This window comes from Mesorhizobium sp. LSHC420B00, assembly GCF_000503055.1.
Lineage (GTDB): Bacteria > Pseudomonadota > Alphaproteobacteria > Rhizobiales > Rhizobiaceae > Mesorhizobium.
Genome location: NZ_AYVY01000002.1, coordinates 491487 through 516363 on the forward strand (window position 1 = coordinate 491487; position 24877 = coordinate 516363).

The 24877-nt window shown below is 61.6% G+C and carries 26 protein-coding genes; 23 read left to right on the top strand and 3 right to left on the bottom strand.

Annotated features, from left to right (window positions below; translation table 11 throughout):
* Positions 1-29 precede the first annotated feature (29 nt).
* The 7 genes from X760_RS46310 (at position 30) to X760_RS46340 (ending at position 5444) form a co-directional block, all read left to right on the top strand.
* Positions 30-1064, top strand: coding sequence for a cysteine synthase A (locus X760_RS46310; RefSeq protein WP_023717544.1), 1035 nt, complete (start codon positions 30-32; stop codon positions 1062-1064).
* Positions 1064-1807, top strand: coding sequence for an alanyl-tRNA editing protein (locus X760_RS46315; protein ID WP_023717545.1), 744 nt, complete (start codon positions 1064-1066; stop codon positions 1805-1807). The genes X760_RS46310 and X760_RS46315 overlap by 1 nt, the downstream gene beginning before the upstream one ends.
* 35 nt (positions 1808-1842) lie before the next feature.
* Entirely contained in the window at positions 1843-2700 is an 858-nt protein-coding gene (sseA, locus tag X760_RS46320) for a 3-mercaptopyruvate sulfurtransferase (RefSeq protein ID WP_023717546.1), read from the top strand.
* A complete protein-coding gene (locus X760_RS46325; RefSeq protein WP_023717547.1) occupies positions 2700-3263 on the top strand; it encodes a GNAT family N-acetyltransferase in 564 nt (187 codons plus the stop codon). The genes sseA and X760_RS46325 overlap by 1 nt, the downstream gene beginning before the upstream one ends.
* Positions 3264-3349: 86 nt before the next feature.
* Positions 3350-3907 carry an OmpA family protein gene (locus tag X760_RS46330; protein WP_023717548.1) on the top strand — a complete coding sequence of 186 codons (558 nt, stop codon included), beginning with the start codon at positions 3350-3352 and terminating at the stop codon, positions 3905-3907.
* Positions 3908-4023: 116 nt separating this feature from the next.
* Positions 4024-4830 carry a 4-hydroxy-tetrahydrodipicolinate reductase gene (dapB, locus tag X760_RS46335; RefSeq protein ID WP_023717549.1) on the top strand — a complete coding sequence of 269 codons (807 nt, stop codon included), beginning with the start codon at positions 4024-4026 and terminating at the stop codon, positions 4828-4830.
* 71 nt (positions 4831-4901) lie between these two features.
* Positions 4902-5444, top strand: a complete 543-nt coding sequence (locus X760_RS46340; protein ID WP_023717550.1) for a DUF1203 domain-containing protein — start codon at positions 4902-4904, stop codon at positions 5442-5444.
* A 246-nt stretch (positions 5445-5690) separates the two neighbouring features.
* Here the strand turns inward: X760_RS46340 and ald are convergent, their stop codons facing one another.
* Positions 5691-6806, bottom strand: a complete 1116-nt coding sequence (ald, locus tag X760_RS46345; protein WP_023717551.1) for an alanine dehydrogenase — start codon at positions 6804-6806, stop codon at positions 5691-5693.
* Positions 6807-6964: 158 nt separating this feature from the next.
* Between ald and X760_RS46350 the strand changes: the two genes are divergently transcribed.
* Complete coding sequence (locus X760_RS46350) at positions 6965-7438, top strand: Lrp/AsnC family transcriptional regulator (protein ID WP_023675099.1); 474 nt, start codon at positions 6965-6967, stop codon at positions 7436-7438.
* A gap of 20 nt (positions 7439-7458) precedes the next feature.
* Here the strand turns inward: X760_RS46350 and X760_RS46355 are convergent, their stop codons facing one another.
* Positions 7459-8115: a 5-formyltetrahydrofolate cyclo-ligase gene (locus tag X760_RS46355; protein ID WP_023717552.1), complete on the bottom strand. Its 657-nt coding sequence runs from the start codon at positions 8113-8115 to the stop codon at positions 7459-7461.
* 180 nt (positions 8116-8295) lie between these two features.
* Between X760_RS46355 and X760_RS46360 the strand changes: the two genes are divergently transcribed.
* Both X760_RS46360 and X760_RS46365 read left to right on the top strand, forming a co-directional pair.
* The gene (locus X760_RS46360; protein WP_031193558.1) at positions 8296-9561 is read left to right on the top strand and encodes an NAD(P)/FAD-dependent oxidoreductase; all 1266 of its coding nucleotides are present in this window, start codon (positions 8296-8298) and stop codon (positions 9559-9561) included.
* Positions 9562-9691: 130 nt separating this feature from the next.
* On the top strand, positions 9692-11671 hold the full coding sequence (locus X760_RS46365; RefSeq protein WP_023717554.1) for a bifunctional 2',3'-cyclic-nucleotide 2'-phosphodiesterase/3'-nucleotidase: 1980 nt from the start codon (positions 9692-9694) through the stop codon (positions 11669-11671).
* Positions 11672-11758: 87 nt separating this feature from the next.
* Here X760_RS46365 and X760_RS46370 read toward each other — a convergent pair whose 3' ends face one another.
* Entirely contained in the window at positions 11759-12748 is a 990-nt protein-coding gene (locus X760_RS46370; protein ID WP_023717555.1) for a glycerophosphodiester phosphodiesterase family protein, read from the bottom strand.
* A 186-nt stretch (positions 12749-12934) separates the two neighbouring features.
* Here X760_RS46370 and X760_RS78800 point away from each other — a divergent pair, with 186 nt between their 5' ends.
* The 13 genes from X760_RS78800 to lpdA all read left to right on the top strand — a co-directional run bounded on the left by X760_RS78800 (position 12935) and on the right by lpdA (position 24801).
* Positions 12935-13069, top strand: a complete 135-nt coding sequence (locus X760_RS78800) for a hypothetical protein (RefSeq protein WP_023675095.1) — start codon at positions 12935-12937, stop codon at positions 13067-13069.
* Between the two features lie 102 nt (positions 13070-13171).
* Positions 13172-13459, top strand: coding sequence for a Dabb family protein (locus X760_RS46375; RefSeq protein WP_023717556.1), 288 nt, complete (start codon positions 13172-13174; stop codon positions 13457-13459).
* A gap of 304 nt (positions 13460-13763) precedes the next feature.
* Complete coding sequence (locus X760_RS46380; RefSeq protein WP_023717557.1) at positions 13764-14648, top strand: VOC family protein; 885 nt, start codon at positions 13764-13766, stop codon at positions 14646-14648.
* Positions 14645-15496 carry a 3-deoxy-8-phosphooctulonate synthase gene (kdsA, locus tag X760_RS46385; RefSeq protein ID WP_031193559.1) on the top strand — a complete coding sequence of 284 codons (852 nt, stop codon included), beginning with the start codon at positions 14645-14647 and terminating at the stop codon, positions 15494-15496. Before X760_RS46380 ends, kdsA begins: the two co-directional genes overlap by 4 nt.
* 122 nt (positions 15497-15618) lie before the next feature.
* On the top strand, positions 15619-15984 hold the full coding sequence (locus tag X760_RS46390; RefSeq protein ID WP_023717559.1) for a PRC-barrel domain-containing protein: 366 nt from the start codon (positions 15619-15621) through the stop codon (positions 15982-15984).
* 399 nt (positions 15985-16383) lie between these two features.
* Positions 16384-17658, top strand: a complete 1275-nt coding sequence (eno, locus tag X760_RS46395) for a phosphopyruvate hydratase (RefSeq protein WP_023717560.1) — start codon at positions 16384-16386, stop codon at positions 17656-17658.
* Between the two features lie 209 nt (positions 17659-17867).
* Complete coding sequence (locus tag X760_RS46400; protein ID WP_023717561.1) at positions 17868-18188, top strand: septum formation initiator family protein; 321 nt, start codon at positions 17868-17870, stop codon at positions 18186-18188.
* Positions 18189-18413: 225 nt separating this feature from the next.
* Positions 18414-19400 (top strand): pyruvate dehydrogenase (acetyl-transferring) E1 component subunit alpha, encoded by a 987-nt coding sequence (gene pdhA, locus X760_RS46405; RefSeq protein WP_245278530.1) that lies wholly within the window; start codon positions 18414-18416, stop codon positions 19398-19400.
* Positions 19401-19415: 15 nt separating this feature from the next.
* Positions 19416-20837, top strand: a complete 1422-nt coding sequence (locus X760_RS46410; RefSeq protein ID WP_023717563.1) for a pyruvate dehydrogenase complex E1 component subunit beta — start codon at positions 19416-19418, stop codon at positions 20835-20837.
* 18 nt (positions 20838-20855) lie between these two features.
* Entirely contained in the window at positions 20856-22271 is a 1416-nt protein-coding gene (locus tag X760_RS46415; protein ID WP_023717564.1) for a pyruvate dehydrogenase complex dihydrolipoamide acetyltransferase, read from the top strand.
* Between the two features lie 17 nt (positions 22272-22288).
* Positions 22289-22708, top strand: coding sequence for a hypothetical protein (locus X760_RS46420; RefSeq protein WP_023717565.1), 420 nt, complete (start codon positions 22289-22291; stop codon positions 22706-22708).
* Entirely contained in the window at positions 22705-23343 is a 639-nt protein-coding gene (locus tag X760_RS46425) for an SGNH/GDSL hydrolase family protein (RefSeq protein ID WP_023717566.1), read from the top strand. Before X760_RS46420 ends, X760_RS46425 begins: the two co-directional genes overlap by 4 nt.
* 12 nt (positions 23344-23355) lie before the next feature.
* Positions 23356-24801, top strand: coding sequence for a dihydrolipoyl dehydrogenase (lpdA, locus tag X760_RS46430; RefSeq protein ID WP_023717567.1), 1446 nt, complete (start codon positions 23356-23358; stop codon positions 24799-24801).
* Positions 24802-24877 lie beyond the last annotated feature (76 nt).

The following is a 24877-nucleotide window of genomic DNA, read 5'->3' on the forward strand; positions in this document are numbered from 1 at the left end:
GGTTTCGCCGCACCCACAAAGGAATCTCCATGCCCCGTTCTGTGATCGACGTGATCGGCAACACGCCCCTGATCCGCCTCAACAAGGCCTCGGAAGCAACCGGCTGCGAGATCCTGGGCAAGGCCGAATTCATGAATCCCGGGCAGTCGGTCAAGGACCGCGCCGGCCTGTTCATAATCCGCGATGCGGAACAGCGCGGGCTGCTGCGGCCCGGCGGCGTCATCGTCGAAGGGACGGCTGGAAATACCGGCATCGGATTGACACTGGTTGCCAAGGCGCTCGGCTACCGCACGGTGATCGTCATTCCCGATACCCAGAGCCAGGAGAAGAAGGATACGATCAAACTGCTCGGCGCCGAGCTGATCGAAGTGCCAGCCGTGCCCTACAAGAACCCGAACAACTACGTGAAGCTGTCGGGCCGGCTGGCCGAGCAGATGGCGAAGACCGAGCCGAACGGCGCGATCTGGGCCAACCAGTTCGACAATGTCGCCAACCGCGACGGCCATATCCGCACCACAGCCGAAGAAATCTGGAACCAGACCGGCGGCAAGGTGGATGGTTTCGTGTCGGCGGTCGGTTCCGGCGGCACGCTGGCAGGCGTTGGCTTCGGGCTGAAGGCCAAGAACAGCCAGGTCAAGATCGCACTGGCCGATCCGCTGGGGGCTGCGCTCTATTCCTTCTACACCAGCGGCGAGTTGAAATCCGAGGGCAGTTCGATCACCGAAGGCATCGGGCAGGGGCGGATCACCGCCAACCTCCAAGGCTTTACACCCGATTTTGCCTTCCAGATCCCCGATGAGGACGCACTGCCGATCGTATTCGACTTGATCCAGGAGGAGGGACTTTGCGTTGGCGGCTCGACCGGCATTAACATTGCCGGCGCCATTCGCCTGGCGCGCGAGCTAGGCCCCGGCCAAACCATCGTGACCATGCTTTGCGACTACGGCACGCGCTATCAGTCGAAGCTGTTCAATCCTGAATTCCTGCGCGAAAAGAAGCTGCCGGTGCCGGGCTGGATGGAGCAACGGAGCACGATTTCGGTGCCGTTCGAAAGGGTCGCGTGATGGCGCACAAGACCGAAGCGCTGTTTCGTGACGACGCCTATCTGGGGACGGCCGACGCCACCGTCGTCGCAGTCAACGATCGCGGCGGCATCATTCTGGACCGGACCGTGTTTTACGCCACATCGGGCGGGCAGCCGGGCGACACTGGCAGCCTCGAACGCGCCGACGGCACCGGCATTGCGATTGCCGCTACGATCACCGGCGAAACCAAGGACGAGATCATCCATGTGCCGGCGCCGGAGCAGGCGGTTCCACGGTTGGGCGAGCGGATGAGGCTCGCCATCGACTGGCCGCGGCGGCAGCTGCTGATGCGTATGCACTCGGCCTGCCATCTGCTTACCGTCGTCTGTCCGTTCCCGATCACCGGTGCCGCGGTTTCCGAGGACGACAGCCGTATCGATTTCGACATCCCGGATGCCGGCTTCACCAAGGAAGACGTGACGGCCAGGCTGATGGAACTGGTGCGGGCCGACCACCCGATCTTCACCCGGCTGATCTCCGACGAGGAGCTGGCATCCAATCCAAGCCTGGTGAAATCCAAGAATGTGCGGCCGCCGGCCGGCACGGGAAAGATCAGGCTGGTCTGCATCGGCGAGAATGCTTCGGTCGACAGCCAGCCTTGCGGCGGTACCCATGTGAGGAGCACCGGCGAAATCGGCGAGATCCATATCGGCAAGATCGAGAAGAAGGGCCGCGAGAACCGGCGCTTCCGCATTCGCTTTGGCCCGATGCCGCCAGCCTGATATAGGACTGGGACAGGCGGGACAGGAGAGAAAAGATGGCCGACGACAGTCCTTTCACCATCGATGCCGATTGGTTGCAGAAGCGGCTCGGCGAGCCTGGGCTGACGATCGTCGACGCGTCCTGGTATCTGCCGGCGCAAAAGCGCGACGCGCGCGCCGAGTATGACGCAGCGCATATTCCAGGCGCCCGCTTCCTCGACCAGGATGCGGTTTCGGACCCCGACGCGGCTCTGCCTCACACGCTGCCGTCGCCGCAGCATTTTGCCCAATATGTCGGCGCGATGGGCATTTCGGCCGACGACACGATTGTTGTCTATGACGGGCCAGGGTTCTTTTCTGCACCGCGCGCCTGGTGGTTGTTTCGCGTTATGGGCGTGTTCCAGGTCTATATACTCGACGGCGGTTTCGATCGTTGGAAAGCCGCCGGACGGCCGGTGACGGCGGAGCCGACGAAGATCGCGCCTTGCGTGTTTTATGCCAACTTCGATGCCGCCCGCGTCGCCAGCCTTGCCGACATGCGCCGGATCGTCGAGACGGGGGAGAGCCAGATCGCCGACGCACGCTCGCCTGGCCGTTTTGCCGGCACCGAGCCGGAGCCGCGCCCCGGCATCCGCTCCGGCCACATGCCGGGCGCGCACAACGTGCCGTTTTCGGCGCTTTCGGAAAACGGCGAATTGCTGCCCAAGGACAGGCTGCGCAAAGTGATCGAGGAGGCCGGCATCGATCTGTCGAAGCCGGTCGTCACCTCCTGCGGTTCGGGGGTCACCGCGGCAGCCATCACGCTGGCCCTGGAGACGCTTGGCCATGCCGAAAACAGGCTTTACGACGGGTCATGGACGGAATGGGGTGGGCTTTCCGACACGCCCGTCGTGACGGGCAAGGACCGACGGTGATGAAAAACGGAGCGCTGGAAGACATCGACGTCACCGTGACGTTTCTCGAAATGCATGTGCCGCCTGCCTATTCGCCGCCGCTGCCGTACAACCGCCAGATCGCGCTGCTCAAGACCAAAGACATTCCGCTGCATTTCTACCGCTATTTGATGGATCGGGTCGGCCGCAAATGGCACTGGGTCAACGTGCTGAGACTGAATGACGAGGAGCTTGCGGCGGGCATCCACCGCGAGGACCGCGACATCAGGGTGCTTTATCTCGACGGCGCGCCGGCCGGCTTCTTCGACCTCAAGCCGCATCTGCCGGAGGAAGTGGAACTCGCTTATTTCGGCATGATGGAGCACGCGACCGGGCAAGGCATTGGCCGCTGGTTCCTCGGTGCGGCAATCGCCGCAGCCTGGGCGCACGGACCCAAGCGGGTGACGGTGCAGACCTGCACCCTTGATCACCCAGCAGCCTTGCCGCTTTATCAAAAACTCGGCTTCACGCCGGTGGCGCAAAAAAAGGAGGTCGTACATCCGATGCCTTTTGCCGAGCGCGCGGCCAGCGTCATGCGGCCCTGATTTTCAGGCTCGTTCATCCAAGCTTCAGCTAGTCTTTGCCATCTTGTCGGCATCACAATGCGGCCGAGGGCCGAAGGAGAAAAGACATGCTGACCCGACGCACATTTGCCGCCGTGCTGGTTGCGGCACTCGCCATGCCGACCCTTGCCGTTGCCCAGGCGACCACGCCTTCGGCCGCCACGATCGAGCGCCAGCTTGAAGCCGCGCCCCGGGTGAAGCTGCGCCCGAATCAGCGCGTCACCATCCGCGAATTCAAGAAGCGGCCGGACTTGCGGCGCATGGCCCGCTCTATCGATATCCAGTCGATCAATTTCGCCCTCGGCTCGGCTGCCATTTCCGAATCGCAATACGCCAAGATCGAAAACATCGCCGATGCACTTCAGCGCATTCTGCGGCGCGATCCGGGTGCCCGCGTGCTGATCGAAGGCCATACCGATGCTGTGGGCTCCTTCCAGTCGAATCAGATTTTGTCCGAACAACGTGCCGCCTCGCTGAAGCGCACCTTGCTGCGTGAATTCGGTGTGCCGGGCTATGCGCTCGAAACCGTCGGCTACGGCGAGGAGTTCCTGCTCGTGCAGACGCAGAATGAGAACTGGCGAAATCGCCGGGTGACGCTGCGCCGCTTCGACGACTTCATCCGTTAAAATGATCTAGCCGTTCAAGGTCTGGATCAATATTCAAAGGCGAGCCCGACTTGAATGAGCCGGGCTCTTTCCATATCGCTGTCGTCTAAAAACCGATGGTGATGGAGGATCGCACGATGGCAATTCGCGTGGTAATGGCCGGCGCGACCGGTTGGGTCGGCAAGGCGCTGGTTCCGGCGATCGGGGCGCAAGGTGACATGGCGCTGGCCGGGGCTGTGTCACGTAGCGGCGCGGGGCAGGATTCCGGCCTGCTGGTTGGCATGCCGGCTAATGGTATCTCCGTTTCGGCCTCGCTGGCCGAGGCGCTGGAGGCGCCGTCGGACGTACTGGTCGACTTCACCAAGCCACATGTCGTGAAAGACCATGTGCTGCTCGCCATCGACAAGGGACGGCACGCTGTGATCGGCACATCGGGACTGGGTGCTGCCGACTATGCCGACATCGACGCCGCGGCGCGCGCCCACGGCGTCGGCGTCGTTGCCGCCGGCAACTTTTCCATCACCGCTACGCTGATGAAGCGGTTTGCACTTATGGCGGCAAAATACGTGCCGGATGTCGAGGTCATCGATTATGCCAGTGCAAAGAAGCCCGACGCGCCCTCCGGTACCGCGCGGGAACTTGCTGAAGCGCTGGCCGACATCCGCAAGGCCTCAACGGCAAAGCCGGTCTCCGAGGTCTCCGGCGTGCCGGCTACACGCGGTGCTGCGGTCGGCGCGGGCGAGGGTGTGCAAGTGCACGCGCTTCGCCTGCCGTCCTACATCCTGTCCTGCGAGGCGTTGTTCGGCCTGCCAGACGAGCGGCTGACCATCCGCCACGATGCCGGCTCGTCCGCGGCGCCTTACGTGGCCGGCACGCTGCTCGCCATCAGGCGGGTACAGCAGATCAAAGGCCTGGTGCGTGGTCTCGACGCGTTGATGGACTGATCCGGCAGGAATCGGGTGGGAAGCTTTGCATGGAAAGCATAATTTCCGGTCGACGCCACCGGAGATTCGTCATGACCGTAAAATTCAAAGCCTTGCCAACCGATGCGGTTCGCGCGCTTCAGCGCGGCGGGCCTGATGCTTATGACTTGAAGCCAGAGCGGCAGATTTCGGATGGCGACGGCGTGCCCTGCCGTCATTGCCTGAAGAATGTTGCTGCGGGAGAAGCCTATCTTGTTCTGGCCTATCGGCCTTTTCCGGAACTGCAGCCTTATGCCGAAACCGGGCCGATCTTTCTGCATGCGGAGGAATGCGAACGCGCCGCCGAGGGGGAAACGCTTCCCGATATACTCGAAAGCAGCGATTACATCGTGCGCGGCTACGGCAAGGACGACCGCATCGTCTATGGCAGCGGCGGCGTCATTCCGACCGATGCCATCGCGGCACGGGCGGAGACGTTGTNGGACGACCGCATCGTCTATGGCAGCGGCGGCGTCATTCCGACCGATGCCATCGCGGCACGGGCGGAGACGTTGTTCGAGCGCGACGACATTGCTTACGTCCACATCCGCTCTGCACGCAACAATTGCTATCAGTGTCGGATCGACCGCGTGTAATCGGATCGGCTGCACCGGCTTGAGGCTGTCGTACTCCCGTCGTATTCTTGCGATAGAGAGGAATGGTCGATCGATTTGCCGACCGCGGATGAACCGGCGGAAATCTCGATAACCGAGGAAGCGGGGCTTTGGCTCCGCTTTTTTGTTGTCGGGTTATTCCGCGCGCCCGACACTTTTCAGTTTTTCGACATAAGAAAAACCCGTCGGACGAAACCGACGGGCACTGGAGAGGCAGATTCGGACAGCTCAGGCCGCCAGAACGGCCTTCGGCTCGACCAGCTCATAGCCGAGTGCTTCGGCCACTGCGCGATTCGTGATCTTGCCCTTGTGGACGTTCAGCCCGTTGCGCAGATGGTGGTCGTCTACCAGCGCCTTGAGGCCCTTGTCGGCGAGCTGCAGGCCATAGTGCAGCGTCGCATTGTTGAGCGCGTGGGCCGATGTGACCGGCACCGCACCCGGCATGTTGGCGACGCAATAGTGGATGACGCCGTCGACCGCATAGGTCGGCTCGGCATGGGTGGTGGCGTGCGAGGTCTCGAAGCAGCCGCCCTGGTCGATGGCGACGTCGACCAGCACGGCGCCTTTCTTCATGCCCGAGAGCATTTCGCGCGTCACCAGCTTGGGCGCGGCTGCCCCCGGGATCAGCACGGCGCCGACGACGATGTCAGCCGAAAAACATTCTTCCTCCAGCGCCTCGACGGTCGAGTAGCGGGTGTGGACGCGGCCTCCAAAGATATCGTCGAGCTGACGCAGGCGCGGGATCGAGCGGTCGATGATGGTGACGTCGGCGCCAAGCCCGGCAGCCATCCGTGCAGCATGCAGGCCGACGACGCCGCCACCGAGCACAGTGACCTTGCCGGGCAGCACGCCGGGCACGCCGCCAAGCAGCACACCGCGGCCGCCATTGGCCTTTTGCAGCGCCGTGGCCCCCGCCTGGATCGACAGGCGGCCGGCAACTTCCGACATCGGTGCCAAGAGCGGCAGGCCGCCGCGCTCGTCGGTGACGGTCTCGTAAGCTATTGCGGTGACGCCGGAGGCCAGCAGGCCCTTGGTCTGCTCCGGATCCGGGGCGAGATGCAGATAGGTGTAGAGGATCTGGCCGTCGCGGAGCTGAACCCATTCGTTGGGCTGCGGCTCCTTGACCTTCACGATCATGTCCGACTTGGCAAACACGTCGGCCGCCGTCTTGGCGATCGTGGCGCCGGCGGCGCGGTACGCGTTGTCGTCGGCTCCGATGCCGGCGCCGGCGCCGGTCTCGATCAGCACTTCATGGCCATGCGCGACATATTCGCGGACCGAGCCCGGTGTCAGGCCGACGCGGTATTCATGGTTCTTGATTTCCCGGGGGCAACCGACGCGCATCTTTTTTCTCCTGATCCGGCCCTTTTAGGGCCTGTTCCCTGTCTAGAGATAGTGAACCACGAATCGTTCGGGAAGTGTTTGCGAATGCGCTTGCCGAAGAGACTACTGTTCGATAATCGTTGCGCGAAACAGTAGAATTATCGCAGGAACCCGCAAAAATGCCGCTCGACAGGATTGATATCGCCATTCTCGAGACATTGCAGAAGGATGGGCGGATACCCAATGCAGCGCTCGCCGAAAAGGTCGGCCTGTCGCAGTCGGCCTGTTCGCGGCGGCTGGACAATCTGGAGAAATCCGGAACCATCCGCGGCTATCACGCCCGGCTGTCCAACGCCGCACTTGGGCACCAGATGACGGCGATCGTGCATATATCGCTGTCCGGGCAGTTCGAGAAAACGTTGTCGGATTTCGAAGCGGCGATAAAGCGCTGCCCGAACGTCCTGTCCTGCCATCTGATGTCGGGCGAGTATGATTACATCTTGCGCATCGCGGCGAAGGATCTCGTCGACTACGAACGCATCCACAAGGAGTGGCTTTCGGCAATGCCGCATGTGACGAAGATCAATTCGTCCTTTGCCTTGCGCGAAATCGTCGATCGCACGGCCGTTGGAATGAAGCCTGAGCTAGCCTAGGCCCTAGGCCCCAAACTCGCCTAAACGTTGAATGACTCGGTCACCACACGGTCCATCGGAATATCGTGCGGCTGCGGGTAGATGGTCACGATGCGCTGCAACTCGTAGCCGACGCCGACGACCAGCGGCTTGAACGGCATCGCGGCAAGCGTGCGATCGAAGAAGCCGCCGCCATAGCCCAGGCGAAAATGTCCGGGATCGATGCCGACGATCGGCGAAATGACGATGTCGGGCAGTACCGGATCGCCCTCGGCCGGTATCGGGATATTCCAGACGCCCTTCTCCAGCCGGTCTCCGTGGGTATAGGCGCGAAAGATAAGCGGCCGGTCTTTCTCCACGACAACGGGCAGCGCCGTGCGGCCACCTCGCGCGTTAACGGTTTCCATCCACGGGCGCAGGTCCGGCTCGCCGCGAAACGGCCAGTAGAGGCTGACCATGCGCCCGGCGATGTCGCCGATCACCGCATCGAGACCATCGGCAATGCGCTGCGACATGGCTGTGCGCATGTCGGCGGAAACGGCAAGGCGGGATGCGATCAACCGCTCGCGCTCGGCCCTGCGCCAGCGCCTGACATCGGTCCATTCGGATAGCGGCGCTTGGAACTCCGGATCGAGCTCGTGCATAAAACAAGGCGGCGAGGCGTACTGCCCTGAGCCTTCATCTTCATCCTTAGCCATGATTCACCTGCAATATACTGTTCCGACCAAGCCCTATCCGGGACGTAGGCTATATCCGGGAATGAGTCTGCAGCATGCGTATTCACGACATCAGGCGACGAGTCCCAGGCAGGTGCAGCGCAGGCATTGCTGCACTGCACAAGGATACTTACATCAGCCTTGGCGAGAGGGATGAGTGAGATGAACACAGCCAACCATCACGTCGTCGTCGTAGGCGCCGGATTCGGCGGCCTCGAATTCACCCGCGCACTTACTGGCGCGCCGGTGCGCATCACCATGATCGATAGGCGCAATCATCACCTCTTTCAGCCGCTACTCTACCAGGTGGCGACGACGGCGCTGGCAACCTCCGAAGTCGCCTGGCCGATCCGCCATCTCCTGCGCAAACGCAAGGACGTGACGACGCTGCTTGCGACCGTGACTGGCATCGACCGCACCGGCAAGCGCGTGCTGCTGCAGGATGGCGGAGCGGTCGCCTACGACACGCTGCTGCTGGCCACCGGTGCGCGGCACGCCTATTTCGGCCATGACGAATGGGAGCCGTTCGCGCCGGGCCTGAAGACGCTGGAGGACGCCACCACCATCCGACGGCGTATTCTTTTGGCTTTCGAGCAGGCCGAGCGGGAAACCGATCCCGCCAAGCGCCAGGCACTGCTGACGCTGGCGATCGTCGGCGGCGGGCCGACCGGCGTGGAATTGGCCGGCACGATTGCCGAACTGGCGCATGACACGATGCGCGGCGAGTTCCGCAACATCGACACGCGCGAGACGCGTGTGGTGCTGATTGAGGCCGGCGACCGCGTTCTTGCCAATTTCGCGCCGGAGCTCTCCGTTTATGCAATGAAGGCGCTCGAACGACTCGGCGTGACCGTCGAACTCGGCCGGGCGGTTACACGCTGCGATGCTGAGGGTGTCGTCTTCGGCGACAGGCATTTGCCGGCCAGGACAATTCTTTGGGCGGCGGGCGTCGCCGCTTCGCCGGCCGCCGAATGGCTCGGCACGGCAGCGGACCGCGCGGGCAGGGTGCTTGTCGAGCCCGACCTCACTGTGCCGGGAAACCCGGAGATTTTCGTCATCGGTGACGCAGCACACGTCCTGCGGCCGGATGGCCGGCTGGTGCCGGGCGTCGCGCCCGCCGCCAAGCAGCAGGGACGGCACGTCGCCGCGACGATCAAGGCCAGGCTCGCCGGCGAAACAACGGTACGTCCGTTCCGCTACAGGCATGACGGCGATTTGGCGACGATCGGCAAGCGCGCCGCGGCCATCGATTTCGGCTGGATCAAGCTCACCGGCCGGCTTGCCTGGTGGCTATGGGGCTTGGCGCATATCTACTTCCTGATCGGCTTCCGTAACCGGCTTGCGGTTTCCCTGAGCTGGCTATGGATCTACTTCACCGGTCAGCGCAGCGCGCGATTGATCACCCAGGGCGACGACGACAAGGGCTGATTGTTCGCTGCCGGACATTCATCAGCGCGTCACCTCCTCTTGATGGAATCGACTTCTGGACTCGGCTGGATTTCGGCGCGAAGCTTTGCTTCGGGCAGGACTTGTCACGTCGTGGAAGAAAGAGAAACGAATGTCCCAATTGCGCCACCTCGTCTCACGCCGCGATTTCCTCGCCGGCGTCGCCACCGGTGGAGCGCTGATCATGCTGCACCCGTTCTCCGCCCGGGCTCAAGCCAATCAGTCGCATCTGAGGATTATGGAGACGACCGACATCCACGTGAACGTGCTGCCTTACGATTACTACGCCGACAAAGCTAACGACACGATGGGGCTGTCGCGAACGGCATCATTGATTGAAGCCGTGCGCAAGGAAGCAACCAACGCGATGCTGATCGACAATGGCGACCTTTTGCAAGGCAACCCGATGGGCGACTACATCGCCTACGAGAGGGGCATGAAGGACGGCGATCTGCATCCGGTGATGAAGGGCATGAACCTGCTCGGCTACGAATGCTCGACGCTCGGCAACCACGAGTTCAACTACGGCCTGTCGTTCATGGACAAGGTGCTGGCCGGTGCCAATTTCCCGTTTGTCTGCGCGAATTTGATCCGCGGCACGGAGCTTGCCGCGAACCCGCGCGACGACAAGCTTTATCTCAAACCTTTCGTCATCCTCGACAGGAAGATCAAAGACGGGTCGGGCGCCGAGCAGCCGATCAGGATCGGCATCATCGGCTTCGTGCCGCCGCAGATCATGGTCTGGGATCTGAAAAATCTCGAGGGCAGCGTCAAGACGCGCGACATCGTCGAGGCGGCCAAGGCGTGGGTGCCGCAGATGAAGGAAGAAGGCGCCGACATCATCATTGCGCTCTCCCATTCTGGCATCGACGTGAAGCAAGGCGACATGATGGAGAATGCCTCCTTCTTCGTTGCCGGCGTCGAAGGTATCGATGCTGTGTTCACCGGCCACCAGCATCTGGTCTTCCCTGGCAAGAAGGACTTTCAGTCGCTGGAAGCCGTCGATACGGCGAAAGGCACGTTGCAAGGTAAGCCCGCCGTCATGGCCGGCTTCTGGGGCTCGCATATGGGGCTGATCGATCTGTTGCTGGAGCGCGACGGATCGACATGGAAAATCGTCTCGGCGACCTCTGAGGCCAGGCCTATCTTTGAGCGGGTCGACAAGACGAACAAGCCGATCGTCGCTGACTACCAGCGCATCGTCGACGCGCTCAAACAGGACCACGAGGCGACGCTTGCCTATGTGCGTCGGCCGGTCGGCAAAACCTCGGCGCCGCTCTATTCCTATTTTGCACTGGTCGCCGACGATCCATCGGTGCAGATCGTGAGCCAGGCGCAGACCTGGTACTTGAAGGACATCCTGAAGAACACCGAATGGAAGGATATGCCGCTGCTGTCGGCGGCGGCACCATTCAAGGCGGGCGGGCGCAACGGCGCCGACTATTACACCGACGTGCCGGTAGGCGATATCGCCATAAAGAACGTCGCCGACCTCTATCTCTATCCAAACACGGTGCGCGCCGTCGAAATCACGGGGGCAGAGGTGAAGGAATGGCTGGAAATGTCGGCCGGCATCTTCAACCGGATCGAGCCGGGCAAAGCTGACCAGGCGCTCATCAACACCGACTTCCCGTCTTATAATTTCGACGTGATCGACGGCGTCACCTACCGGATCGACCTGTCGCAGCCACTGAAATATGATTCGAAGGGCGGGCTGGTGAACGCCGGCTCGAACCGCATCATTGACTTGATGTTCGACGGCAAACCAATTGATCCCATGCGGAAATTCGTCGTCGCAACCAACAACTACCGGGCCGGCGGCGGCGGCAATTTCCCGGAGATCAATGCCTCGAAGATCATCTACGAAGCGCCCGACACCAACCGCGACGTGATCGTGCGCTATATCGTCAGCAAAGGCACCATCAACCCGTCGGCGGATGCCAACTGGTCGTTTGCGCCGCTGCCGGAAACCAGCGTCGTGTTCGAGACCGGCGCCAAGGCGAGAGAATTTATTGCGCAAGTGAAGTCGCTGAAGATCGAGCCGGCGGGCGAGGGCGAAGCGGGGTTTTCCAAATACCGCATCACTCTTTGAGGCGAGGATTTGAGCGTCGGCTCGAAACTGTCTCAGCGTTAAGATACTGTCCCGATACGGCCGATCCGTTTGAGGCAGGCAGCCTCTTCAGGCAGGTGGTGCGAAACGCCGCTTGACGGCAGGCATGACCAGATCCAGCGCATCCGTCGAAATCCCACCGGAATAATCGTCCGGCAGTTGGTCGATCGAGGCGGGGTCGTCGAGGCCTTGTGAAAAGCCGCCGCCGGAATAGGGACCGAGCAGGTAGACGCGGCTGCCGACGCTGTCCATACGGTCGAGAAAACGGGCGGGCCAGCCCCACGTCCACTTTGCGACATTGACGGGGATGAGCAAGGTGCCCTGGCGGCAGGCATCCGGAACGTAGCCACTCCAGCCGAGCGCAGCATAGCGAAGAATGCAGCGCGTCAGGGATGCGCGGCTCAGCGTATGCATGTCCGGCAACGCTGCCTTCACTGCTTCTATAGGCCTGTCGCCGCCATAGACCGTCAGATTGGCGCGCTCGGCCGGCGTCAATGTGGCGAGCCAGGCGGCCAGCATCTCGCCTTCCTTGGGATCGTTGCTTTTGATGTTGATATTAAAACGCCGGTTCGGGAAGCGCTGCAAGACTTCATCCAGCGACGGCATCATGCCGACACCCTTGCCGCGAAACGGAAAGGTCTTGCCGCCATCGGCAGTGTAGCCATAACCGATATCGAGCGTCTTCAATTCGGACATCGCATGGCGGCGCGTTTCTCCCTTGCCGTTGGTGCGACAATCCAGCGTCCAATCGTGGAAGACGGCGAACTTGCCGTCCGTAGTGGGATGGACATCGAGTTCGAGCGCGTCCGCACCGAGCGCGAAGGCGGCTTCCATCGAGGGTATCGTGTTTTCGAGGAAGGAATGGCGCGGCGTCAGCATGCGATCGGCCGTGCATGTTTCCGATCCGAGGTTCGTACGGTCGAAATCCTGAGCCAGGCCGCGATGGGCAAGCACCGAAGGGGTGACGGCCGGCCGGCTCGACAGCAGCGAAGTGTTGTTGAGCCAGATGCCGCCTGCAGCGACAAGAACTGCAATGAGGGAGATCGTCCGTTTTCGCATGGTATGATTCCTGAAGCGGTCGTCGAAGCCGAGCGGGGTTATCTTTCCAAGCCGCCTGCAGCGGTAGCGCCAGTTTGGCCAGCAAGCATCGCAGCAGACAGACCAAAGACCGTTAAAATTCGGGGAGGGTCCCAGCAGAGCCGGAATCACTATGGTTGCAACCACCCATATGCGCTAGTTTTAGCCATGCGTTATGTCATCATCATCACGACCGTCACCTTCTTCCTGATCTGGGACGGCATTTACAACCAAGGCCGCTACCTCGACAGGACCATCAGGGAGGTGACCCGCGTCGTGCACTATGTAACCAGTATGGTGTAGTTTCTCTTCTTCGCCACGGTTCGCCGACGCGACATCCTGCCGATTGACGGCACGCTCCCGCTGACACAAAAGAACGCCGGTCCAACGGTCGAGGAGGCTGGGTTGATCCGGCATATCGTTTTCTTCAGCGCGCGTCGTAAAGTGGACGTCGAGGCGGTGCGTACGGGTCTGCTGGCGCTCGGCAAGATACCCCACTCGCGCCGTTTCGAGGTGACGCTCAACACCAAGGTCGACCCGCTCTCGGATGAAATCGATGTGGTCGTCTACGCCGAGTTCGAAGACGAGGCAGCGCTCGCCGCCTACAAGGCGCATCCGCTCTATGCAGAGACCACCAGCCGGGTAAAACCGCTGCGCGAATTGCGTTATTCGGCCGATATAGTGGCAAGTTGACCGCCCTAAGGCAGATTTCACGTCGCGGAGCGGGGCCGCGCCGCAGCCCGATTCATTCCGTCTGAGCCGCGGAGGTCTCGGTCGGATCGACGCCCGGCCGCTTTGGCGCGTTCCAGACCAGCACGGCGATAACTGCTATCGCAATAACGGCCAGGGCAATGAAAAGGTCTCTTCCCCTGGCAATGAGCTAGGATGATTTTTGACGGCGGCAAGTCGGCTCCTCGCGGCCGGGCACTGCGATCGCCGCCGAGGTGCCGGCTAAGCCCTTGAACCATTTTCAGGAATGAGGCACACCGCGCGGGACATGACCGAGAACACCCCCGCAAGCCCTCATCCGCTCGATCACCTGGTGTTGCCGACCGCGAGCCTCGATGTTGCGCGGGCGCGCTTGACCTTGCTCGGCTTTACCGTTGCGCCGACGGGTATCCATCCCTTCGGAACGGAAAACTGTTGTGTCTTCCTCACCGACGGTACCTATCTCGAGCCGCTCGCGGTCGCCGACCGACAGGCCGTGGCAACGGCGATCGCGAACCGCAATGTCTTTGTCGCGCGGGATCACACCTATCGCGAAAGAAACGGTGATGAAGGATTTTCTGCCGTGGTGCTGGGCACCGAAAGCGCCGCCGCGGACCACGCGCGCTTCATCGAAGCCGGACTGTCGGCGGGAGACATGCTCAGCTTTTCGCGCGCCTTCGCTGATGCGACAGGAAAGAGCGACACCGCATCATTCAAGCTTGCCTTCGCGGCTCTAGGCAAGGCAACGGACGCTTTTCTCTTCGCCTGCGAACGGATCAATGCGCCGAAGGTCGACCGCACCGCTTTGCAGGCCCACGCTAATGGCGCAACCGGCATTGTCGAAGTCGTGGCAGTCAGCCGCGAACCTTCCGAACAAGGCCATGTGATTTCGATCGCAGCCGGGATGGAGGCGCAGAGCGGCACTGTCTATAAGCTGCCGAATGCCGCTGTGACCGTTCTGGATCCTGCAGCCTTTGCGGCACGCTTCGGCATTCCCGCCGGCGCGCCGTCTGAACTCCGCTTTGCTGGGATCGTCTTTTCGATTAGGCACTGCGACACCGTCGCAAAGCTGCTTGCAGCCAATTCCGTCGAACACGACATACGCGGCGGTGATATCATCGTGTCGCCGGCGCCAGGGCAGGGCGCGGCCTTCATTTTCCGGGAGATCGCATGAACAAGCTCAATCCTCTGATGCCAAATTCTTCCGTTGCGATCGGAAAGGTCATTTTCGGCAACAGCGCGCCCCTATCGCTGATCGCCGGTCCATGCCAGCTGGAATCGCGGCAGCACGCTTTCGACATGGCCGGTGCGCTGAAGGAATTGACCGAACGGCTCGGCATCGGGCTCGTCTACAAGACCAGCTACGACAAGGCCAATCGCACCTCGCTTGGCGGCACGCGCGGTGCGGGACTTGAAGCGGCAATGCCGATCTTCGACGATTTGCGCAAGAATTTTTCGCTGCCGATCCTGACCGACGTCCACACTGAGGAACAATGCGCGATCGTCGCGCCGCATGTCGACATTCTGCAGATTCCTGCCTTCCTCAGCCGGCAGACCGATTTGCTGATTGCTGCGGCAAGAACCGGCAAGGTGGTCAATGTAAAGAAGGGCCAATTCCTCGCGCCATGGGACATGAAGAACGTCGTCGCCAAGATCACCGGCTCCGGCAACGCCAATGTCTTGGTGACCGAGCGCGGCGCATCCTTTGGTTACAACACCTTGGTGTCCGACATGAGGGCGCTGCCGATCATGGCCGAGATCGGCGCGCCGGTCATTTTCGATGCCACTCATTCGGTGCAGCAGCCGGGCGGGCAGGGCGGTTCGTCTGGGGGCGACCGGCGCTTTGTCGAGACGCTGGCGCGCGCGGCTGTCGCGGTTGGCGTCGCCGGCGTCTTCATCGAGACGCACCAGGACCCCGACAACGCGCCTTCCGACGGCCCCAACATGGTGCCGCTAAAGGATCTTCCCGCATTGCTTGAACGGCTGATGGCGTTCGATCGCATCGCCAAGAGCGTGGGTTGAACCAGCAGTTGCGCCACAGCAGCGTCGCCAAGAAAACTTTGAAGAATTTCGAACCTGTCTGGAACCTTAGCCCGCGGCCCTCATTGTCAAAATCTAATGTCAACGACGACGAGGAGCACACCATGACGACCCAGACGGGACACACCGAAGCCATTGCCGCTTCGCGGGTTATCGGCACATCGGTCTACAACACGGAAGGCACTCATATCGGCGACATTGAGGACGTCATGCTCGACAAATTGTCGAACGGAATCATGTTCGCCGTGATCGGTTTTGGCGGATTTCTCGGCATTGGCGAGAAATACCACGCCATTCCGTGGGCGAGCCTTGATTATGATGAGAACAGGGGTGGCTATGTCGTGCCGTTCACCAAAGACCAGCTGATGGCCGCTCCTTCCTACTCGATCAACGAGCTGACCGGCGCCGACGGCGAGGCTGCACGTGACGCCTCATACAACTACTACAAGGTCGAGCCTTACTGGCACTGACTAAGTCTCCTGGAATCAAAAAGGCCCCCGGGAAATCGGGGGCCTTTCGATGGGGCGGGATGCTACTGCGCAATTTGCAGGGCCGGCAAAGGCGACGATCCCTGCGGGGGTTGCTGATTGTCGCACGACGTCAGGAACGCAGCCGCAATCAGGAACAAACTCACAATACCGCTCAACTGGGACATGGCGAAACTCCTCCTGTTTCGCCCCGCGCGACAACAGCCATAAACCAGAAACCGGCATGCCGCGCATGACAAATGATGACAGCGCTTTGTGCTTCGTGAATCCCAAGAGCGGCAATGGGCGCACGAGCAATATTTGCAAGTGCCCCGATTGCGTTTTGCAGCGCTTTGGCTAAGAGGTGCGCGACGCTTCAATCGATCAATCGGGGACATCGCAATGACGGCCATCATCGACATTGTCGGGCGTGAAATCCTGGACAGCCGCGGAAATCCGACCGTCGAGGTCGACGTCGTGCTCGAAGACGGCTCAATGGGCCGCGCCGCGGTGCCGTCCGGCGCATCGACCGGCGCGCATGAGGCGGTCGAACTGCGCGACGGCGGCCCCCGCTATCTCGGCAAGGGCGTGCTCAGGGCGGTTGAGGCAGTGAACGGCGAGCTGTTCGAGGCGATCGGCGGCATGGAGGCCGAGAATCAGATCCACATCGACCAAACCATGATCGAGCTCGATGGTACGCCCAACAAGAGCCGGCTCGGCGCCAATGCCATTCTCGGTGTGTCGCTGGCCGTGGCCAAGGCCGCGGCCGAAGCGGCCGGCCTGCCGCTCTACCGTTATGTCGGCGGCACCAAGGCGCATGTGCTGCCGGTGCCGATGATGAACATCATCAACGGCGGTGCGCATGCCGACAACCCGATCGATTTCCAGGAATTCATGATTCTGCCGATCGGCGCGCCGACGCTGCGCGATGGCGTGCGCTGGGGCTCGGAGATATTCCACACGCTGCGGAAGAGGCTGAAGGATGCCGGCCATAACACCAATGTCGGCGACGAGGGCGGCTTTGCCCCCAACCTGAAAAGCGCGCCGGCCGCGCTCGACTTCATCATGGAATCGATCGAGAAGGCCGGCTTCAGGCCAGGCGAGGAGGTCGCACTCGGACTCGACTGCGCGGCGACCGAGTTCTTCAAGGACGGCAACTACGTCTATGAAGGCGAGAAGAAGACCCGCGACCCGAAGGCGCAAGCCAAATATCTGGCCAAGCTCGCTGCCGACTACCCGATCATCACCATCGAGGACGGCCTGGCCGAGGACGACTGGGACGGCTGGAAAATGCTGACCGACCTCATCGGCAAGCAAACGCAGCTGGTTGGCGACGATCTGTTCGTCACCAACACGGCGCGGTTGCGCGACGGCATCCGCATGGGTGTCGCCAATTCGATCCTGGTCAAGGTCAACCAGATCGGCTCGCTTACCGAAACGCTCGACGCCGTCGAGACCGCGCACAAGGCCGGCTATACCGCGGTGATGTCGCACCGCTCGGGCGAGACCGAGGATTCGACCATCGCCGACCTCGCCGTTGCCACCAATTGCGGGCAGATCAAGACTGGCTCGCTGTCACGCTCGGACCGCATGGCCAAGTACAACCAGCTCATCCGCATCGAAGAGGAGCTCGGCAAGCAGGCGCGGTATGCCGGCAAGTCGATCGTTAAAAGCTGATTTTCGACAGAAAATCCGAGCGAGCGAGGGCGGGGACATTCCCGCCCTTTTGCTTTCAGGGCTCCGAATCCAGCAATCCGTAACCGTCCATTAAGCACAATCGGGCGACAAAGGCGGCGCAGAGGATTCGGACCATGTGGACACGCCAGCACAAGCAANCGTCCATTAAGCACAATCGGGCGACAAAGGCGGCGCAGAGGATTCGGACCATGTGGACACGCCAGCACAAGCAAAGAAACACCGGCCGGCTGATCATCCCCTCGCTCTGCGTGGTGTTCCTGACCTATTTCGGCTTCCATGCCTATCATGGCGAGTTCGGCATCTATTCCAAGTATCGGCTCGAAGCCGAGACTGTCGAATTGCAGGGCAGGCTTGATGCCGTCAAGGCACGCCGGATCGACCTGGAGCGCCGCGTCCAGCTGATGCATGAGGGCACGCTCGAGAAGGACATGCTGGACGAGCAGGCGCGCAAGGCGCTCAATCTGTCCCATGCCGACGAGATCACCATCATGCTGCCGGTCGCAAGATAACGCAATTTCAGTTAATCGGCGATATTTGCAATGATTTTAGGCGCTTAGATGCATGACAGCCATGCGTTTTCGGCATGGCGAAAGCCTTCCCTGCATGTTAGCCTGCCTCAAATCGGTGGGAGAACTGATCTCCCTCGCTGTCCGCCAAGAGACGCCAACAGGGAGTGATGCATGGCCACCGCCGCCAGAAAAGCGCCTGCCAAATCCAAATCCGACGGCAAAACGATGGGCCTTTCCACCCCAAAGCCTGTTGAATTCACCAAAGACCAGGAGCTTGCCGCCTACCGGCACATGCTGCTCATCCGCCGCTTCGAGGAAAAGGCCGGCCAGCTTTACGGCATGGGCTTCATCGGCGGTTTCTGCCATCTCTACATCGGCCAGGAGGCGGTCGTTACCGGCATGAAGATGGCGCTGATCGATGGCGACCAGATGATCACCGCCTATCGCGACCATGGCCATATGCTGGCCATGGAGTTGTCGCCGCGCGGCGTCATGGCCGAACTGACCGGGCGCCGTAGCGGCCTGTCGAGAGGCAAGGGCGGCTCCATGCACATGTTCTCCAAGGAGAAGCATTTTTACGGCGGCCACGGCATCGTCGGCGCGCAAGTGTCGCTCGGCACCGGCATTGCCTTCGCCAACCGCTATCGCGGCAACAACAATATGACGCTGACCTATTTCGGCGATGGCGCCGCGAATCAGGGCCAGGTCTACGAAAGCTTCAATATGGCCTCGCTATGGAAGCTTCCGGTGGTCTACATCATCGAGAACAACCGCTACGCCATGGGCACCTCGGTCTCGCGCTCGTCGGCCGAGACGGATTTTTCGCATCGCGGCGCCTCCTTCAAGATTCCAGGCATCCAGGTCGACGGCATGGATGTGCGCGCCGTCAAGGCCGCCGGCGACCTCGCCGCCGAATGGTGCCGCGCCGGCAACGGGCCGCTCATTCTCGAAATGCAGACCTACCGCTACCGCGGCCATTCGATGTCGGATCCAGCAAAATACCGCTCCAAGGAAGAAGTGCAGAAAATGCGCTCCGAACGTGACCCGATCGAACAGGTCAAGGCACGGTTGCTCGACAAGAAATGGGCAAGCGAGGACGAGCTCAAGGCCATCGACAAGGAAGTCCGCGACGTTGTCGCCGACGCTGCAGAATTTGCCCAGAACGACGCGGAGCCGGATCCGTCCGAGCTCTGGACCAATATCGTACTTTAACGAGAGGGCAAGGACATGCCGATCGAAATTCTCATGCCCGCCCTCTCGCCGACCATGGAAGAGGGTAATGTTTCCAAGTGGTTGAAGAAAGAAGGCGACAAAGTCGCAGCCGGTGACGCCATTGCCGAGATCGAAACCGACAAGGCAACGATGGAAGTCGAAGCCGTCGATGAAGGCACACTTGCCAAGATCGTGGTTCCTGCCGGCACCGAAGGCGTCAAGGTCAACACGCTGATCGCTGTGCTGGCCCTCGATGGCGAAGACATCGACGAGGCGGGCGAAGGCATTGGCGAGGAGGCTGTCGAGTCGCAAGCGGCAGCGCCCGCGGCTGCTCCGGCCCCCGCGGCTGCTCCGGCCCCCGCTGCTGCTCCGGCCAAGAGCGAAGCGGCAACACCTGTTGCCGCCGCGCCCAAGCTGGAAATTGCCGCCGATCCGGACATCCCGGCCGGCACCGAAATGGTCTCGACCACGGTGCGTGAAGCGTTGCGCGACGCAATGGCGGAGGAAATGCGCCGCGACGGCGACGTCTTCGTCATGGGCGAGGAAGTCGCCGAGTACCAGGGCGCCTACAAGATCACACAAGGCCTGTTGCAGGAATTCGGTCCGAGACGCGTGGTCGACACGCCGATCACCGAGCACGGCTTTGCCGGCGTTGGTGTTGGCGCGGCGATGGCCGGCCTGAAGCCGATCGTCGAATTCATGACCTTCAACTTCGCCATGCAGGCGATCGACCAGATCATCAATTCAGCCGCCAAGACGCTCTACATGTCCGGCGGCCAGATGGGCGCCCCGATCGTCTTTCGCGGCCCGAACGGCGCTGCTGCCCGCGTCGCCGCGCAGCATTCGCAGTGCTATGCCGCCTGGTACAGCCATATTCCTGGATTGAAGGTGGTGATGCCTTATACCGCCGCCGACGCCAAGGGTCTGCTCAAGGCGGCGATCCGCGATCCGAACCCGGTCATCTTCCTCGAAAACGAAATCCTTTACGGCCACTCCTTCGACGTGCCGAAGATGGACGATTTCGTGTTGCCGATCGGCAAGGCGCGCATTCACAAATCCGGCAAGGACGCGACCATCGTCTCGTTCGGCATCGGCATGACCTACGCGATCAAGGCGGAGGCGGAGTTGCGCGGCATGGGCATCGATGCCGAGATCATCGACTTGCGCACTATCCGCCCGCTCGACTTCGACACGATCATCGCCTCGGTCAAAAAGACCAATCGCCTGGTGGTGGTCGAGGAAGGCTTTCCGCAGAACTCGGTCGGCGACCATATCGCCAATCAGGTCTCACAGCGCGCCTTCGATTTCCTCGACGCACCGGTCATTACCATTGCCGGCAAGGACGTGCCGATGCCCTATGCGGCGAACCTCGAAAAGCTGGCGCTGCCCAATGTCGGCGAGGTCGTCGAGGCGGTCAAAGCCGTCACGTATCGCTGAGCAGGGCGGGAGGACAAAATGCCGATCAACATCACCATGCCGGCGCTGTCGCCCACGATGGAAGAGGGCAATCTTTCCAAGTGGTTGGTCAAGGAAGGCGACAAGGTTTCGCCGGGCGACGTGATTGCCGAAATCGAGACCGACAAGGCAACGATGGAAGTCGAAGCCGTCGACGAAGGCACGGTTGCCAAGCTGGTGGTTCCGGCCGGCACTGAAGGCGTCAAGGTCAATGCGCTGATCGCGGTGCTGGCGGCGGAGGGCGAGGATGCTGCTTCTGCCGCCAAAAGCGGTGATGGCGCTGCGCCGGCAAAGGCTGAGGCGAAGCAGGAAAAAGCGCCAATCTCCCCACCCGTGGGGGAGATGTCGACGAAGTCGACAGAGGGGGGCGCTGTCCCTCCTGCCGCAGGGAGCGAGGCGCCCCCCTCTGGCCTGCCGGCCATCTCCCCCACACGGGGGGAGATCAGCCAATCCGCGAACGGCCGCATCTTCGCCTCGCCGCTGGCCCGCCGCATCGCCAAGGAAGCCGGTGTCGATGTGTCGGCGGTGACGGGCTCCGGCCCGCATGGTCGCGTGGTCAGGGCCGATGTCGAGGCCGCAATTTCCAGTGGCGGCGCCAAGGCGGCACCAGCAGCAAAAGCAGCGGCCGCCGGTGCTCCGGCACCTGCGGCAGCAGCACCCAAGCCAATGTCCGACGAGCAGGTGCTCAAACTGTTTGCCGAAGGCTCCTACGAGCTGGTCCCCCACGACAATATGCGCAAGACAATTGCGCGGCGGCTGGTCGAGGCCAAGACCACCATCCCGCATTTCTATCTGACGCTCGACTGCGAGCTCGACGCACTTCTGGCCCTGCGCACGCAGATCAATGCGGCCGCCCCGGTGAAGAAGACCGAGAAGGGGGAAACGCCGGCCTATAAGCTTTCCGTCAATGACATGGTCATCAAGGCTCTGGCCATGGCGCTGATGGCGGTGCCGGATGCCAATGCGTCGTGGACAGAAAACGCCATGGTCAAGCACAAGCATGCCGATGTCGGTGTTGCAGTGTCGATCCCCGGCGGCTTGATCACGCCAATCATCCGGCGTGCCGACGAAAAGACGCTGTCCGTTATCTCCAACGAGATGAAGGATCTTGCCGGCCGCGCCCGCAGCCGCAAGCTGAAGCCGGAAGAATATCAGGGCGGCACCACGGCAGTGTCCAATCTCGGCATGTTCGGCATCAAGGATTTTTCTGCCGTCATCAACCCACCGCATGCGACGATCCTGGCGGTCGGCGCCGGAGAGCAACGCGCGGTGGTCAAGAACGGCGAGATCAAGATCGCCACGATCATGTCGGTGACGTTGTCGACCGATCACCGCGCCGTCGACGGTGCGCTCGGCGCCGAGCTGCTCGTCGCCTTCAAACGCATGGTCGAAAACCCGATGGGCATGCTGGTCTAAGAGAAGGGAACAGGGCGGTGCGGAAATTCTTCACCAGCCTTTTTGCCTTCTTTCTTTCCGGTTTGGCCGGCGGATTGGTGGCGCAGTGGCTCGCCGTCGCAACCAATGCCGACGTAGAGTACATCCTTGTGTTTATGATCTCGGCTCTCGTCACCGTCCTCGTGACGGTCGCGTTCTTCATCGCACAATTCATGTCGGACCCACGACGGGCAACAAAGCTGACGGCGACCATAGGGGTAGCGTTTTTTGTGCTCGTTGGAGTTTCCCTGATCGGCTGGACTTTCTCCCAGCCCCCAGGCAAGAGCCAATGGTCGGGCGATCTTCCCATAGTCGCGGGTCTCGTCCTGCCGGGCATCGCTACGGTGCTGGTCCAGTGGCTTTTCGTGCGCTGGCGATTGGCGCGCTCGCAACCAGGTTTCGGCGGGGCAGGCACATGAAGACGGTCCTCTGCTACGGCGATTCGCTTACTTGGGGCTATGACGCGGCAAACCTCGGCCGACATCCGCTGGAAGATCGCTGGCCGAGCGTGCTGCAGGCGGCATTGGGCAGCGGCGTCGAGGTCATCGCCGAAGGCCTGAATGGCCGAACCACCGCCTTCGACGATCACTTGGCCGGAGCGGACCGCAATGGCGCAAGGCTGTTGCCAACGATCCTGACGACTCATGCGCCGATCGATTTGATCGTCATCATGCTCGGCGCCAACGATATGAAGCCGTGGATTCACGGCAATCCGGTCGCGGCCAAACAAGGCGTGCAACGCCTGATCGATATTGTGCGCGGTCATGATTACCCGTTCGATTGGCCGGCGCCGCAGATCCTGATCGTCGCGCCGCCCGTAGTCAGCCGCACGGAAAACGCCGAGTTCAAAGAAATGTTCGCCGGCGGAGATGACGCGTCAAAGCGGCTGGCGCCGCAATATTCCGCCCTTGCCGACGAGGCCGGCTGCGGCTTCTTCAATGCGGGCACGGTGGCCGAAACGACGCCGCTGGACGGCGTCCACCTTGACGCGGAAAACACGCGGAGCATCGGGCAAGCGCTGACGCCGCTCGTGCGCGTCATGCTGGAATTGTGAAGGAGAAAAGCCGTGGCTGAGAACTACGACGTTATCATCATCGGCTCCGGCCCCGGCGGCTATGTCACTGCAGTGCGTTCGGCGCAGCTTGGCTTCAAGACGGCGATTGTCGAGCGCGAGCACTTGGGCGGCATCTGCCTCAACTGGGGCTGCATTCCGACCAAAGCGCTGCTGCGCTCGGCCGAGATCATGCACTATTCGGATCATCTGAAGGATTACGGCCTGAAGATCGACGGCAAGGTCAGCGTCGACACCGCCGCCGTCGTCGATCGCTCGCGAAAGGTCTCGCTGCGGCTCAACGGCGGCGTCGGCTTCCTGATGAAGAAGAACAAGGTCGACGTCATCTGGGGCGAAGCCAAACTGACGAAACCCGGCGAGATCGTCGTGTCGAAATCGTCGAAGAAGCCGATGGAGCCGCAGCCGCCGGCGCCCAAGGGCGTCAAAGGCGAGGGCACCTACACCGCCAAGCACATCATCCTGGCGACCGGAGCCAGGCCGCGCGCATTGCCCGGCATCGAGCCGGACGGCAAGTTGATCTGGACCTATTTCGAGGCGATGGTGCCGAAAGAGATGCCGAAGTCGCTGCTGGTGATGGGCTCGGGCGCCATCGGCATCGAGTTCGCCTCGTTTTACCGCACTATGGGCGCAGAGGTGACGGTGGTTGAACTGCTGCCGGCTGTGATGCCGGTCGAGGACGCCGAAGTGTCGAAGTTTGCGCAAAAGCAGTTCGAGAAGCAGGGCATGAAGATCATCCTCGAGGCCAAGGTGACCAAGGTCGAGAAGGGCGCCAATTCGGTCACCGCGCATGTCGAGATGAAGGACGGCAAGGTCGAGAAGATCACCGCCGACCGCATGATTTCAGCCGTCGGGGTACAGGGCAATATTGAAAATCTCGGCCTCGAGGCGCTCGGCGTGAAGACCGAACGCGGTTGCATCGTCGTCGACGGCTACGGCAAGACCAACGTGCCCGGCATCTATGCCATCGGCGATGTCGCCGGACCGCCGATGCTCGCCCACAAGGCCGAGCATGAGGGCGTGGTGTGTGTGGAAAAGATTGCCAATTTCGCCGGCGTGCATGCCATCGACAAGCTGAAGATCCCGGGCTGCACCTATTGCAATCCGCAAGTCGCCTCGGTCGGACTGACGGAAGCCAAAGCGAAAGCCGATGGCAAGGACATCCGCGTCGGCCGCTTCCAGTTCGCCGCAAACGGCAAGGCGATTGCGCTGGGCGAAGACCAAGGCTTCGTCAAGACCATTTTCGACAAGAAGACCGGCCAGTTGCTGGGTGCCCACATGGTTGGCGCAGAAGTAACCGAACTGATCCAGGGCTTCGTCGTGGCTATGAACCTGGAAACCACCGAGGAAGAGCTGATGCACACAATCTTCCCGCACCCGACGCTGTCGGAGATGATGAAGGAGAGTGTTCTCGACGCCTATGGCCGTGCGCTGAACGCATGATAAATTGGCTGCGCGAGACTCACACATGTATGTCAAGGAACTCGACGGCAAGGTAATTCGTTTCCGGATGCATTCA

What these genes read in the sequence shown, in the direction of transcription:
- X760_RS46315 (WP_023717545.1), top strand. Translation starts at nt 1,064, where the DNA reads ATGGCGCACAAGACCGAAGCGCTGTTTCGTGACGACGCCTATCTGGGG.
- X760_RS46325 (WP_023717547.1), top strand. Translation starts at nt 2,700, where the DNA reads ATGAAAAACGGAGCGCTGGAAGACATCGACGTCACCGTGACGTTTCTC.
- X760_RS46310 (WP_023717544.1), top strand. Translation starts at nt 30, where the DNA reads ATGCCCCGTTCTGTGATCGACGTGATCGGCAACACGCCCCTGATCCGC.
- dapB (WP_023717549.1), top strand. Translation starts at nt 4,024, where the DNA reads ATGGCAATTCGCGTGGTAATGGCCGGCGCGACCGGTTGGGTCGGCAAG.
- ald (WP_023717551.1), bottom strand. Translation starts at nt 6,806, where the DNA reads ATGCGCGTCGGTTGCCCCCGGGAAATCAAGAACCATGAATACCGCGTC.
- X760_RS46425 (WP_023717566.1), top strand. Translation starts at nt 22,705, where the DNA reads ATGAAGACGGTCCTCTGCTACGGCGATTCGCTTACTTGGGGCTATGAC.
- X760_RS46355 (WP_023717552.1), bottom strand. Translation starts at nt 8,115, where the DNA reads ATGGCTAAGGATGAAGATGAAGGCTCAGGGCAGTACGCCTCGCCGCCT.
- X760_RS46410 (WP_023717563.1), top strand. Translation starts at nt 19,416, where the DNA reads ATGCCGATCGAAATTCTCATGCCCGCCCTCTCGCCGACCATGGAAGAG.
- X760_RS46370 (WP_023717555.1), bottom strand. Translation starts at nt 12,748, where the DNA reads ATGCGAAAACGGACGATCTCCCTCATTGCAGTTCTTGTCGCTGCAGGC.
- X760_RS46415 (WP_023717564.1), top strand. Translation starts at nt 20,856, where the DNA reads ATGCCGATCAACATCACCATGCCGGCGCTGTCGCCCACGATGGAAGAG.
- X760_RS46360 (WP_031193558.1), top strand. Translation starts at nt 8,296, where the DNA reads ATGAACACAGCCAACCATCACGTCGTCGTCGTAGGCGCCGGATTCGGC.
- X760_RS46365 (WP_023717554.1), top strand. Translation starts at nt 9,692, where the DNA reads ATGTCCCAATTGCGCCACCTCGTCTCACGCCGCGATTTCCTCGCCGGC.
- X760_RS46400 (WP_023717561.1), top strand. Translation starts at nt 17,868, where the DNA reads ATGTGGACACGCCAGCACAAGCAAAGAAACACCGGCCGGCTGATCATC.
- X760_RS46390 (WP_023717559.1), top strand. Translation starts at nt 15,619, where the DNA reads ATGACGACCCAGACGGGACACACCGAAGCCATTGCCGCTTCGCGGGTT.
- sseA (WP_023717546.1), top strand. Translation starts at nt 1,843, where the DNA reads ATGGCCGACGACAGTCCTTTCACCATCGATGCCGATTGGTTGCAGAAG.
- pdhA (WP_245278530.1), top strand. Translation starts at nt 18,414, where the DNA reads ATGGGCCTTTCCACCCCAAAGCCTGTTGAATTCACCAAAGACCAGGAG.
- X760_RS46380 (WP_023717557.1), top strand. Translation starts at nt 13,764, where the DNA reads ATGACCGAGAACACCCCCGCAAGCCCTCATCCGCTCGATCACCTGGTG.
- X760_RS78800 (WP_023675095.1), top strand. Translation starts at nt 12,935, where the DNA reads ATGCGTTATGTCATCATCATCACGACCGTCACCTTCTTCCTGATCTGG.
- kdsA (WP_031193559.1), top strand. Translation starts at nt 14,645, where the DNA reads ATGAACAAGCTCAATCCTCTGATGCCAAATTCTTCCGTTGCGATCGGA.
- X760_RS46330 (WP_023717548.1), top strand. Translation starts at nt 3,350, where the DNA reads ATGCTGACCCGACGCACATTTGCCGCCGTGCTGGTTGCGGCACTCGCC.
- eno (WP_023717560.1), top strand. Translation starts at nt 16,384, where the DNA reads ATGACGGCCATCATCGACATTGTCGGGCGTGAAATCCTGGACAGCCGC.
- X760_RS46350 (WP_023675099.1), top strand. Translation starts at nt 6,965, where the DNA reads ATGCCGCTCGACAGGATTGATATCGCCATTCTCGAGACATTGCAGAAG.